Source organism: Corallococcus sicarius, assembly GCF_003611735.1.
GTDB classification, from domain to species: Bacteria; Myxococcota; Myxococcia; order Myxococcales; family Myxococcaceae; genus Corallococcus; species Corallococcus sicarius.
This window is the reverse complement of record NZ_RAWG01000009.1, coordinates 1-12,231: the sequence shown is the minus strand read 5'-3', so window position 1 is coordinate 12,231 and position 12,231 is coordinate 1. Positions and strand designations below refer to the sequence as shown.

General features: G+C 68.1%; 12 protein-coding genes. All 12 read right to left on the bottom strand.

Annotation, left to right across the window (positions count from 1 at the left end; translation table 11 throughout):
• Positions 1–82 precede the first annotated feature (82 nt).
• Positions 83–874, bottom strand: a complete 792-nt coding sequence (locus tag D7X12_RS02650) for a DedA family protein (RefSeq protein WP_120623687.1) — start codon at positions 872–874, stop codon at positions 83–85.
• Between the two features lie 335 nt (positions 875–1,209).
• Positions 1,210–1,680 carry a cyclic nucleotide-binding domain-containing protein gene (locus D7X12_RS02645; protein ID WP_120609115.1) on the bottom strand — a complete coding sequence of 157 codons (471 nt, stop codon included), beginning with the start codon at positions 1,678–1,680 and terminating at the stop codon, positions 1,210–1,212.
• 33 nt (positions 1,681–1,713) lie between these two features.
• Positions 1,714–2,229: a gamma carbonic anhydrase family protein gene (locus tag D7X12_RS02640; protein ID WP_120623686.1), complete on the bottom strand. Its 516-nt coding sequence runs from the start codon at positions 2,227–2,229 to the stop codon at positions 1,714–1,716.
• Between the two features lie 42 nt (positions 2,230–2,271).
• Complete coding sequence (gene miaB, locus D7X12_RS02635; protein WP_120623685.1) at positions 2,272–3,657, bottom strand: tRNA (N6-isopentenyl adenosine(37)-C2)-methylthiotransferase MiaB; 1,386 nt, start codon at positions 3,655–3,657, stop codon at positions 2,272–2,274.
• Between the two features lie 73 nt (positions 3,658–3,730).
• Positions 3,731–4,246 (bottom strand): hypothetical protein, encoded by a 516-nt coding sequence (locus tag D7X12_RS02630; RefSeq protein WP_120623684.1) that lies wholly within the window; start codon positions 4,244–4,246, stop codon positions 3,731–3,733.
• 26 nt (positions 4,247–4,272) lie between these two features.
• Positions 4,273–5,670: a VWA domain-containing protein gene (locus tag D7X12_RS02625; protein WP_120623683.1), complete on the bottom strand. Its 1,398-nt coding sequence runs from the start codon at positions 5,668–5,670 to the stop codon at positions 4,273–4,275.
• A gap of 30 nt (positions 5,671–5,700) precedes the next feature.
• Complete coding sequence (locus tag D7X12_RS02620; RefSeq protein ID WP_120623682.1) at positions 5,701–6,990, bottom strand: class I SAM-dependent RNA methyltransferase; 1,290 nt, start codon at positions 6,988–6,990, stop codon at positions 5,701–5,703.
• Between the two features lie 36 nt (positions 6,991–7,026).
• Positions 7,027–7,431: a TIGR02266 family protein gene (locus tag D7X12_RS02615; protein ID WP_120623681.1), complete on the bottom strand. Its 405-nt coding sequence runs from the start codon at positions 7,429–7,431 to the stop codon at positions 7,027–7,029.
• A gap of 78 nt (positions 7,432–7,509) precedes the next feature.
• The gene (locus tag D7X12_RS02610) at positions 7,510–8,166 is read right to left on the bottom strand and encodes a CoA transferase subunit B (RefSeq protein WP_120623680.1); all 657 of its coding nucleotides are present in this window, start codon (positions 8,164–8,166) and stop codon (positions 7,510–7,512) included.
• A gap of 3 nt (positions 8,167–8,169) precedes the next feature.
• On the bottom strand, positions 8,170–8,871 hold the full coding sequence (locus D7X12_RS02605; RefSeq protein WP_120623679.1) for a CoA transferase subunit A: 702 nt from the start codon (positions 8,869–8,871) through the stop codon (positions 8,170–8,172).
• 13 nt (positions 8,872–8,884) lie between these two features.
• Complete coding sequence (locus D7X12_RS02600; protein ID WP_120623678.1) at positions 8,885–10,066, bottom strand: thiolase family protein; 1,182 nt, start codon at positions 10,064–10,066, stop codon at positions 8,885–8,887.
• 136 nt (positions 10,067–10,202) lie between these two features.
• The gene (locus D7X12_RS02595; RefSeq protein ID WP_120609105.1) at positions 10,203–11,909 is read right to left on the bottom strand and encodes a 30S ribosomal protein S1; all 1,707 of its coding nucleotides are present in this window, start codon (positions 11,907–11,909) and stop codon (positions 10,203–10,205) included.
• Positions 11,910–12,231 lie beyond the last annotated feature (322 nt).

Here is a 12,231-nt window from a genome sequence, read left to right as displayed (position 1 = left end):
AGGCCCGCAACGAAGAACCCCGCTCCCTCCAGCAGAGGGGGCGGGGTTCGTTGTCACCGTCACCGGTGAGCGAAGCGCGAAGCTACTTGTGCACGTTCGGGGCGGGCTCGGAGGCCGGCGCCTTCTCCGCGGGCACGTCGAAGAAGCTGTTGCTGCTGGCCGCGCGCGCCTGCGCCACGCTGTTGTCCAGCGTCTCCGGCACCGGAGGCAGGGCCACGGGCGTGGCACCGGCACTCGCGGCGGCGGCGGCAAGACGGGCGTTGCGGCGCCGACGGTACAGGAAGTAGCCCACGCCCAGCACCGCCAGGGAGCCCATGACGACGTACTGGCCCTCCTTCAGCTTGCCGATGAGCATGTCCAGCTCGCCGCCGAAGTGGAACCCGAGCCACACGAACACCGGCGCGGACAGGAGCGCGGCGATCCCGTCCCACAGGATGAAGCGCCAGTACGCCATGTGGACGGAGCCCGCGGTGAAGTACGTCACCGCGCGCACGCCCGGCATGAAGCGGGCGATCATCACGATCTTCTGGCCGTGCGAGAGAAAGAGCGACTCCACCTTCGCGCGCTTCTCCGGCGTGACGATCTTCGCGAAGAAGCCTCCCGTCTTCGCGTTGGGGTTGCGCCCCAGTCGCGACCCCAGCCGGCGGCCCGCCAGGTAGATGAGGCTGTCGCCCACCAGGATGCCGAAGAAGCCCACGGCCATCATCACCGGCAGGCTGGCGGCGCCCTTGTGCGCCAGGAACCCACCGAGGATGAGCGAGATGTCCTCGGGCAGCGGGACACCCAGGCCACACGCCACCAGGATGGCGAACACCGTCGAGTAGGCGATGAGGCCCTGGGAGTCACCGAGCAGGCTTGTAAGCAGTTCTTCCACGCGTCGTTCCGTCCAATCACTTGCCGAGGGGCCGCCTGGTATCCACCCGGCCCAGCCCGTTCAGCACCCAGCCATCAACCGGGTGCAGGTCCTGAAAACTCCGGCCGCCAAGCATCCCACTCCAAGCGCTCCAGCCCCACCACGAAAGCCCGCGGCCTCGCGGCTTCCGCCCACTCCCACCCACGGTGTGCGCCAGAGTGTCCGTCCGTAAGGCCTACTTCCGGCGAAGACAGTAACCACATCCCGTACGGGTGGCAGTGCCTCCTGCCCTCCTGGGCTCCGGACGCGAGGACGAGGCCTCTCACCGAACATCTGCCGGGAGCTTCAAGCCGGCCTCAGGCGCCCGTGGACCGCGCGACGAGGGTGCGCAGCATGTCCCGGTTGTCCCGCGCCTTGGCGCCGAAGTGGCTGACGATGCCCATCAGCAGCTTGATGCAGGCCTGAGGCTTCTGGGCGAGCAGCTTCTGGAAGTCCGCGGCGCGGATCTCCAGCGCGAGCACGTCCGTGGAAGCAGTCGCGGTGCACAGCCGCTCCCCCTTCTGCACGAGCGCCAGCTCACCCAGGGGCTCCCCGACCGTGACCTCGCCCAGGGACACGTCCTCGCCCCCGGGATTGCGTGCACTCAGCCGCACGGTGCCCTCGCCGACAATCAGCAGCGAGTCGCCGGCCTTGCCCTCGGAGAACAGCGCCGTGCCCTTGGGAAAGGCACGCGACACGGCCGCCGCGGCGAAGATCTGGATGCCGGTGTCGGTGAAGCCCTTGAAGAGCGGACAGGCCTTGAGGGTCGTCTCGGGCGAGAGAGCCATGAGGGTGTTCCTAACACGCACAACCCGCTGTCGTCAGCGGCTGGCGCGGTGTTCGGACGCGGTGTGCACGTAGTGGAGGGCGGACTGGACCAGGAACTCCCGCTCGCCCTCGGTGATGGGGCGCTTCACCTTGCCCGGCGAGCCCACCACGAGCGAGCCCGGGGGAATCTTGGTGCCCGGCGTCAGGAGCGTGCCGGCGCCGATGATGCAGTCGTCGCCCACCTCCACCCCGTCCATCAGGATGGCGCCCATGCCCACGAGGACGCGGTTTCCCACGAGGCACCCGTGGAGGATGACCCGGTGGCCCACCGTGCAGTCGTCGCCCACCGTCGTCGAGTCCCCCTGGCTGGTGACATGCACCATGGTGAGGTCCTGGATGTTGGTGCGCTTGCCAATGCGGATGGAGTTCACGTCCCCGCGCAGCACGGAGTTGAACCAGACGGAGGCGTCCTCGCCCAGCTCCACGTCGCCCACCACCTGGGCGGAGTCCTCGATGAAGCAGCTCGGGTGGACGCGGGGGGACACCCCGCGAAACGGCCTCAACGCCATGGCGGAACCTCCGGGAGACGCAAGGGGACTACCGGCGAAGCGTCAGGCCTCCGCCGGCACGTGCAGCGGCACCGTGAGCTCCACCGGAGGCGGCGCCACGGTGGGCTCCATCAGCACCGCCACCTGCTTGCCCTGGAGCTGGTTGGGCGTGGCGCGCTCGATGTGGACCTTCACGAAGGAGCCCGCGGGAGCGTCACCGTCGAAGTTGACGGTGCGGTTCTCCGGCGTGCGCCCGAAGCGCTTGGTGGCGTCGTAGCGCGAGCGGCCCTCGACCATGACCTCCACGTCCAGGCCCACCTGCGCCTGCGTGTACTCGCCGCTGATGCGCCGCTGCACCTTCTGCAGGCGCTCCAGCCGGGCCACCTTCACCTCGTGCGGCACCGGGCCCCAGTCCTTCTCGCGCAGCGCGGCGCCCGTCTTGGGGCGCGGGCTGTAGACGAAGGAGAACTGGTTGTCGTACCGGACCTGCTCCGTGAGCTGGAGCGTCATCTCGAACTCCTCCTCGGTCTCCCCGGGGAAGCCCACGATGATGTCGGTGGTGATGGCGATGCCGGGCCGGGCGGCGCGCAGCTTCTCCAGCCGCTCCAGGTACTGCACCACCGTGTAGTCGCGGCGCATCATCTTCAGGATGCGGTCGCTGCCGCACTGCACCGGCAGGTGGAAGTGCGGGGCGATCTTGGGCTGCGTGCGGAACGCTTCAATCAGCTCGTCCGACAGGTCATGCGGATGGCTGGTGGTGAAGCGCACGCGCTCGATGCCCGGCACCTCCGCGGTGCGCAGCAAGAGCTGCGCGAAGCTGATGCCGCCCTGGTACGAGTTGACGTTCTGCCCGATGAGCGTCACTTCGCGCAGGCCCACGCGCGCCAGGTCCGCCACCTCCAGCAGCACCTCCGGGAAGGCGCGGCTCACCTCGCGGCCGCGGGTGTGCGGCACGACGCAGAAGGAGCAGACGTTGTCGCAGCCCTTCATCACGGTGACGAACTCCGTCACCTTGCCCCGGGACGTCTCCGCGTCGGCGCGCGGGAAGACGTACTCCTCGGAGTCCACGAAGGCGGTCTCCACCACCCGCTCGCGCTCTTCCTGCACGCGGCGGATGACCTCCGGCAGCTTCGCGATGTTGTCCGGGCCGAAGACGAAGTCCAGGTAGGGCACCTTCTTCAGCAGCTTGTCCTTCTCCTGCTGGGCCACGCACCCGCCCACGCCCAGGATGGCGCCGCGACTGGCCTTCACCGCGCGGTAGCGCCCCAGCGCGGACAGCATCTTGTCCTCGGCCTTCTCCCGGATGGAGCAGGTGTTGAGGATGATGAGGTCCGCGTTCTCCGGCTCCGGCGTCGGGACGTAGGACATCGTCGACAACGCTTCGCTCATGCGGAGCGAGTCGTTGACGTTCATCTGACAACCGAAGGTGTGGATGAAGTAGCGCTTCATGGGTTGGCCTTGAGGGAAAACGGGCCCTTATGCGATGCCGGGCTGCGGAATGCAACCGGGCGGACGGGCTGGTTCATCCCCGGCTGAGCACCTTGGTGAGCCGGGTGTGCAGGGCGACCAGCTTCGCTTCGTGCTCACGGAGCAGTGCCACCGTCTCCGCGCCGTACCGCCGGCTGAGCGCCTCCGTGTGACGCTCCTGCTTCAGCAGCTCATCCTGGACGCGCTTGCGCAGCGCGTCCACCTCCGGCGCCGTGGAGCCCTCCAGCTCCGTGAGCTTCGTCTGGAGCCGCTGGAGCGTCCACCGCCGGCCACCGAAGGCCCGGAGCACGGACAGCCCCCACTCCACCGCCTTCAAATCCAGCCCGCTGGCGGCGAGCGCCTCCGTCTGGGCGCGGGCCATGGCCTCCGGGCGGACGTCCGCCTCCACGTGGGTGAGGAAGGTCTCCTGGTAGCGGACCAGGGCGTCGAGCATCGCCTTGTCCACCGGCCGGGAGGCCATGCGCAGCGTGCGGTCGTCGGCGGCGTCGAAGTCCGTACCGGTCTCCACGTTGCGGACGTCCAGGTAGTCGTCGAAGAGGGACGGAGCCATGGGGGAAGCCTCGGGGGAAAGGGGGTTCAGGCGGGGACGAGCTGATCCGCGATGCGGCTCAGGTCCGACACGGACGTGACGACCACGGCCTGGTGACAGTGCTTCTCGTAGGTGAGCATCTCGCTGTCGCCGATGCCCCAGTTGCCGCGGTCCTCGGGGCAGATCCACAACACGCGCTTCGCCTTGCGGCGCAGGTCCTTGAGGGCCCATGCGTTGCTCGCGTTGTAGTTGTTGCGACCGTCGCCAATGATCATCACGGTGGTGCGGCGGGTGATGCTGCCCAGATGGTCCCGGGTGAAGTCCGCCAGCGCGCGGCCGTAGTTGGAGTTCGCGCTCATGGACACGGTGCGTCCGGCGGTCGCCGCGTCGATGGCCTCGCTCACGTCCAGGTCCTTGAAGAAGTGCGTCACCTCCCCGATGTCGGACACGAAGACGAACGAGCGCACGCGCACGAACAGCGACTGCAGCGTGTGCATGAACAGCAGCATCATCCGCGAAGCGTTGCGCACGGAGTCGGAGACGTCGCAGAGCACGACGAGCTCCGGGCGCTCGGGCCTGCGGCGGCGGAACTGCGGCACCATGGGGATGCCGTCCCAGGGCATGTTCCGGCGCAGCGTGCGGCGCACGTTGAGCGAACCCCGGCGGTGCGAGCGCTGCTTGCGGATGAGCCGGCTCTTGAGCTTCTCCGCCAGCGTGCGCACGGCGGCCTCCATCTGGTCCACCTCCGCCTGGCTCAGCAGGTGGAGCGGCTTGTCCGTGACGGAGTCCGTGCGGCGGCGGATGCGGGCCTCGGACTGGCGCCGCACCTCCTGGCGCGCGGCGTCCTCAATCTTGCGCATCGCCGCGGCCACGTGGCGCGAGACGATCTCGATGCCCTCCGCGCTCAGGCCCCGCGCGCGCAGCTCGTCCTCCATGGACTTGAGGTCCGAGCGCGCCCGCTCCATGCCCGCGCCCGCGAGCAGCCGCCGCGTGAAGAACCCCGTCTGCAGCGGGCTCTCCAGCTGTCCCAGGTCCAGTTGCAGCGACGCCTGCCGGAAGATCTGCGCCAGCCGCGCGCGGTCGCCCGCGAGGATGGCCTGGGCCAGCGGGGACATCTCCGGGGCGAGCAGGTTCATCTGGTAGATGACCATCTTCAGCAGGTCGCCCTCCAGATAGCCCTCGTCCTCCAGCTGCTTCGCCAGTGATTCGTCGAGCGCCTCGAACGTGCGCGCCGCGCCGGAGAAGTAGAAGTCGAACGCGCGGCGGAAGGTGTCCACGTCCAGCTCGCGCTTGATGAGCGTGGTGCGCAGCACGGCGCGGAACAGGTTGCGGTCCTCGAGCCCCACCTCGGCGGTGGCGCGCAGCGCGTCCTGGACCTCGGACGTGCTGACGCGCACGCCGTTCTGGCGGAGGACCTCGGCGAACTCGACGATGCGGGCGTCCATGGTGAAGGCCGCTTGTGTCCTTTCCGTGCGCTACCGTTCGAACGACATGACGGCTTCCACGTGGTGCGTCTGCGGGAACATGTCCACCACCTGGAGCGCCACGGGCTTGTAACCGGCCTCCACCAGCGCCGCCCCGTCCCGCGCCAGCGAGGCCGGATCACACGCCACGTACACTACGCGGCGCACGTTCAACGCGCGCATCCACTTCGCCAGCCCCGGAGCCCCCGCGCGCGGCGGATCCGCGAGGCACAAATCAAACGTCCGCCCCTCCGCCACCAGGCCGTCGCACACCTTGCGCGCATCACCCTGGATGAAGCGCACGTTGCCCACCCCACCCTCGCGGGCGCTGCGCTGGGCCAACTCCACGCCCACCGGCGAGGACTCCACCCCCAGCACCGACGCGGCCGTCCCCGCCAGCGGGAAGGTGAAGTTGCCGTTGCCCGAGTACAGCTCCAGCACCGAGTCCGTCTCCCGCGCGCCCAGCTCCTGGATGGCGGAGGACACGAGCCCCACGTTGGCCTCCGCGTGCGCCTGGGCGAAGGCATCCGGCCGCAGGTACACCGGCACCTCCGGCCGCAGCGGCGACAGCGAGCGCAGCACCGGTTTGCCCACGAGCCGCGCCGAGCCCTCCTTCGGCACCAGCACCGCGCCCTCCAGCCGCAGCGCCCGCACGGCGGCCTCCGCGGCCTCCAGGTGCCGCGCCGTCACCGGGCCGGAGAGGTTCACCGCGAACGCGGCCTTGTCCCCTTCGGCGAGGAGCATGACCTCCTCGGTGTCCTTCGCCAGCGGCTTGAGCAGCGGGGCCAGCTTCCCCGGCAGCGCCGTCAGCACGGGCGTGAGTGCGGGGCAGACGTCCACCGGGACGCGCTCATGCGTGCGCCGGCCGAAGTAGCCGAGCGCCCCCTTGCCTGCCCCGTGCAGCACCGCGCGGCGCCGGTAGCCCCAGTCCCGGGGCGCCACCATCAGCGGCCGCACCGTGAAGCCCGCGCGCGGCAGGTGGCCCAGGTGCTCCAGCGTGGAGAGGACGATCTCCTGCTTCGCGGAGCGCTGCGCGGACACGCCCAGCTCCAGCCAGTCACAGCCGCCACAGGCCTCGGAGTAGACGCAGCGCGAGGTGACGCGCTCCGCTCCGTCGGCGAGCACCTGCCGCAGCTGTCCGCGCAGCACCCGCCCGTGGGACTCCAGGAGGACGCGCACGGTGTCGCCGGGGAAGGCGCCGGGCACGAAGACGGTACGGCCCTCCCACGAGGCCACGCCCTCGCCGAGCTGGCCCAGCCGTTCAATCGTCAGGTCGATGGGGGTCTCTGGCAGCGTCAGCATGCAGGCGCTCTCAAGGGGACGCCTGGGACGGCCGCCCTACTTCCGGGTCGCGCTGCCACGCTCGTCCGCCGGCAGGGCTTCCCGCAGGCGCTCCACGAACGCTTCGATGCGCGACCGCTTGTCGTCATCAACGTCCACGAACTCCACCGCCATCCCCGGAACCTCTCCAGGAGCCCCGGGGCCCGGCGTTCCCTGCGCGTTGGTGCGGGTCACCTTCCCCACCAGGTCCACGGGGAAGCTGGCCCCCGGCAGCGACACCAGCAGGCGCACCACGGTGCCCACCGGCAGGGGCTGCTGGGTGTTGATGTACAGCCCGCCGCGCGACAGGTTCACCGCCCAGTCCGTCACGAAGCCCGCCACCGTGCGGTACGCCACGGGCAGCTCATGGTCGATGCGATGGGCTCTCGCCGCGGGGACGTGCTTTTCCTGGGGGTCGGCCATGAGATGCGCTCCGCTTTCCCGAAGGGGGCAAGGTGCCTTCCGTCCCTGGGGAACGGAAGGCACCCTAGCCCGGGAGGCTCAGAACTTCATCTCACGAAGGTCGGGCGCGACCATCAGCTTCGGCCCCGTGAGCTGCTGCACCCGCTCCACCGTCAGCCCGGGCGCCAGCTCCCGGAGGACCAGCCCCGCCGGCGTGACGTCGATGAAGGCATGGTCGGTGACGATGTGGTGCACGCACTTGAGGCCCGTCAGCGGCAGCGAGCACTTCTTCAAGATCTTGGGCTGCCCGTCCTTGTTGGCGTGCTCCATGGCCACGTAGATGCGCTTCGCACCCACCGCCAGGTCCATGGCGCCGCCCATTCCCTTGACCATCTTGCCGGGGATCATCCAGTTGGCCAGGTCACCCTCTTCGCTGACCTCCATGGCGCCCAGCACGGCCAGGTCGATGTGGCCTCCGCGGATCATCCCGAACGAGAGCGCGGAGTCGAAGAAGGCGGAGCCCTTCACCACCGTCACCGTCTCCTTGCCCGCGTTGATGAGGTCCGGGTCCTCGCTCCCCTCCTCCGGGTACGGCCCGATGCCGAGCAGGCCGTTCTCCGACTGGAGCACCACCTCCACCCCGGGCGGGATGTAGTTGGGCACGAGCGTGGGGATGCCGATGCCCAGGTTGACGTAGAAGCCGTCCTTCAGTTCCTGGGCGATGCGCTGCGCGATCTGTTCACGTGACAGGGGCATGGCTCAGGACGCCTTCTTGCGGACGGTCCGCCGCTCGATCCACTTGTGGAGGTTCTTCGCCTGCACGATGCGGTGCACGAAGATGCTCGGGATGTGCACGAGGTCCGGATCCAGCTCCCCCGGCTGCACGATGTGCTCCGCCTCCACGATGGTGACCTTCGCCGCCATGCACATCATCGGGGAGAAGTTCCGCGCCGTCTTGTGGAACACCAGGTTGCCCCAGGTGTCCGCCTTGTACGCGTGGATGATGGCGAAGTCCGCCTTGAGCGGCGTCTCCAGGACATGCAGTCGCCCGTCGATCATGCGCGACTCCTTGCCCTCCGCCACCTGGGTGCCCGCGCCCGTCGGCGTGAAGAACCCGCCAATGCCGCAGCCCCCGGCGCGGATGCGCTCCGCGAGCGTGCCCTGCGGGTTCAGCTCCACCTCCAGCTCACCGGAGAGGAACTGCCGCTCGAACTCCTTGTTCTCCCCCACGTAGCTGGCCACCATCTTCTTGACCTGCTTGTTCTGCAGCAGGACGCCCAGGCCCAGCTCCGTGGTGCCACAGTTGTTGGAGATGATGGTGAGGCCCTTCACGTTCTTCTTGTGAAGGGCTTCAATGAGGTTCTCGGGGTTGCCGCACAGCCCGAACCCACCACTCATCAACGTGATGTTGTCCGGGATGTCGGCGACCGCCTCATCCGCGCTCGCGTAGACCTTGTTCATTCCGTCACGCCTTTCAGCGCTCGACCATCAGCGCGATGCCTTCGCCGCCGCCGATGCACAGCGACGCCACGCCCCGCTTCTTGTCCTGGTCCTTCAGCGTGTGCAGCAGCGTGACGAGCACGCGCGCACCGGAGGCGCCAATGGGGTGGCCGAGCACCACCGCGCCGCCGCGTACGTTCACCTTGGCGGGATCCAGCCCGAGGATGCGGTTGTTCGCGATGGCCACCACGGAGAAGGCCTCGTTGATCTCCCAGAGGTCCACGTCCTTGGCGGTGATGTTCTGCTTCTGGAGCAGCGTGTTGATGGCGTCCGCCGGCGCGATGGTGAACTCCACCGGCTTGCGGGCCGCCTGCGCGTAGCCCTTGATGCGGCCCAGGATGGTGCGGCCCTCCGCCTTCGCCCGCTCCTCGCTCATCAGCACCAGCGCCGCGGCGCCGTCGTTGATGGAGGACGCGTTGGCGGCCGTCACCGTGCCGTCCTTCTTGAAGACGGGCTTCAGGGTGGGGATCTTCTCCGGCTTGGCGTTCTTGGGGCCCTCGTCCTCGGAGACCGTGACGAACTCGTCCGGCTTCTTGCCCGGAATCTGGACCGGGACGATCTCCGCGGCGAAGTGGCCGTCCTTCTGGGACTGGATGGCGCGGCGCGTGGACTCCAGCGCGAACTCGTCCTGCTGCGAGCGGCTGATGTCGTGGGAGGTGGAACAGGCCTCGGCACAGATGCCCATGTGGACGTTGTCGTACACGTCCCAGAGGCCGTCGTGGATCATCGCGTCCTTGAACTCCACGTTCCCCATGCGAGCCCCACCGCGCATCGTGTGGCTGATGTAGGGCGCGTTGCTCATGGACTCCATGCCGCCCGCGACGATGACGTCCGCGTCACCCAGGGCGATGGACTGCGCCGCGGCGATGACGGCCTTGAGACCGGAGCCACAGACCTTGTTGAGCGTGACGGCGGGGACGCTGTGCGGGATGCCCGCGAAGATGGCCGCCTGACGCGCCGGGGCCTGGCCCACGCCGGCCTGGAGGACGTTGCCCATGATGACCTCCTGCACGGCCTCCGGCTTCACGCCCGCGCGCTCCAGCGCCGCCTTGATGGCGATGGCGCCCAGCTGGGGGGCGGTGAGCTTGGAGAGGGCGCCCTGGAAGGAGCCGATGGGGGTACGGGCCGCGCCCACGATGACGACTTCACGAGCCATGGAACTGCCTCCTGGAAGGGACTTCGCTAACAGCGCCGGACGCCCTTATCACGGGGCGTTTCGGCCGAATCAAATGGAAACGGCCGGGCTCCCGCTGGGGAACCCGGCCGCTATTCACGTCAAGACGTTGGGCTGATTACTTCTTCAGCTTGGACGCCATCACGTCGCCCAGGCGGGCCTTGGAGCCTTCGGCCTGCTTGCGCAGGTACTCGCGGTAGTCCTCGCCCTCGCCGATGAGCGCCTTGATGGACAGCGCGACCTTCCGGTCCGGGGTGTTGATGTCGATGATCTTCACTTCGACATCCTGGCCTTCCGTCACCACGTCGCGGGGGTTCTCCACGCGCTCTTCCTTCAGCTCGGAGACGTGGACGAGGCCCTCGATGCCCGGCTCGATCTCCACGAACGCGCCGAAGTCGGTGACCTTCGTGACCTTGCCCTTCACGCGGCTGCCCACGGGCAGGCGCTCGGACAGGGTCTCCCAGGGGTCCGGCTGGAGCTGCTTGATGCCCAGGCTGAAGCGCTCGTTCTCGACGTCGATGTTGAGCACCACCGCCTCGACCTCGTCGCCCTTCTTGAACATCTCGCCCGGGTGCTTGATGCGCTGGGTCCAGGAGATGTCGGACACGTGCACCAGGCCGTCCACGCCCTCCTCGACGCCGACGAACACGCCGAAGTCGGTGACGTTGCGGATCTGGCCCTTGATGACGGAGCCGATCGGGTACTTGTCCTCGAGCAGCGTCCAGGGGTTCTGCTCGATCTGCTTCATGCCCAGCGCGATGCGCTTGGCCTTGGGATCGATGTCGAGGACGACGGCCTCAACGACCTGGCCGACCTCCAGGATCTTGGACGGGTGCTTGAGCCGCTTGGTCCAGGACATCTCGCTGACGTGGACGAGGCCTTCCACGCCCTGCTCGATCTCGATGAACGCGCCGTAGTCCGTGATGGACACGACCTTGCCGCCCACGCGGGTGCCGACCGGGTACTTCTCGTCGGCGCGGTGCCACGGGTCCTCCTGGATCTGCTTGAGGCCCAGGCTGACGCGCTCCTGCGTCGGGTCGAACTTGAGGACGACCACGCGCACTTCGTCACCGACGTTGAACATCTCGCTGGGGTGACCGATGCGGCCCCAGGACATGTCGGTGATGTGCAGCAGGCCGTCGATGCCGCCGAGGTCGATGAAGGCGCCGTAGTCGGTGAGGTTCTTGACCACGCCCTTGAGGACCGCACCCTCCTTGAGGTTCTTGAGGGTCTCCTTCTTCATCTCCTCGCGCTGCTTCTCGAGCAGGACGCGACGAGACAGCACGATGTTGCCGCGCTTCTTGTTGAACTTGATGACCTTGAACTCGAACTCCTTCGAGATGTACTGATCAAGGTTGCGCACCGGGCGGATGTCCACCTGGCTGCCGGGGAGGAACGCCTTCACGCCGATGTCGACGGAGAGGCCGCCCTTCACGCGTCCGACGATGGTGCCCTTGACGATCTCGTCGCGCTCGCAGGCGGCGGAGATTTCGTCCCAGATGCGCATCTTGTCGGCCTTCTCCTTGGAGAGGACGACCATGCCGGTGTCGTTCTCGCGGCTCTCCAGGAGGACCTCGACGGGGTCGCCGGCCTTGACCGTGACCTCACCGCGGGGATTGGTGAACTCGGAGATCGGGACCTGACCCTCGGACTTGTAGCCGATGTCGACGATCGCGAAATCCTTCGTCACCTGCACGACCGTGCCCTTGACGATTTCGCCTTCCTTCAGGATTCCGTCGCCGCCACGCTCCTTGAGCGAGGCCTCGAACATCGCCGCGAAGTCTTCGTCACCGCCGTCGATCTGCTGGTTCACGTTCTGCTGCATGAAGTGGAAGTCCTTGGAAACGGTACAACTGCCCCCTGTTGAGAGGTGTTCGCAGCCGCCTGCGGGGAGCAACCGGAAGCTGCGGGTGTCCCTCCAATAGGGACCTGAGGCTTTGTTGAGGCCGCGCACCCTAGACACCGGATATTCCGGGAGTCAAGCCGTGCCCCGCCTCATGTGATGATCCGTGGAAGGTGCGGACCGGATCTGTCAACCCGGTACGCCGTGCCTGCCTGGACGCCCTTCCTACCACCGAACACGCTTCCCGGCAGCCGGAGGGGCTCTACTTTTATGAACGCCCGCCGCCCTCCGCACCCCTCCCACC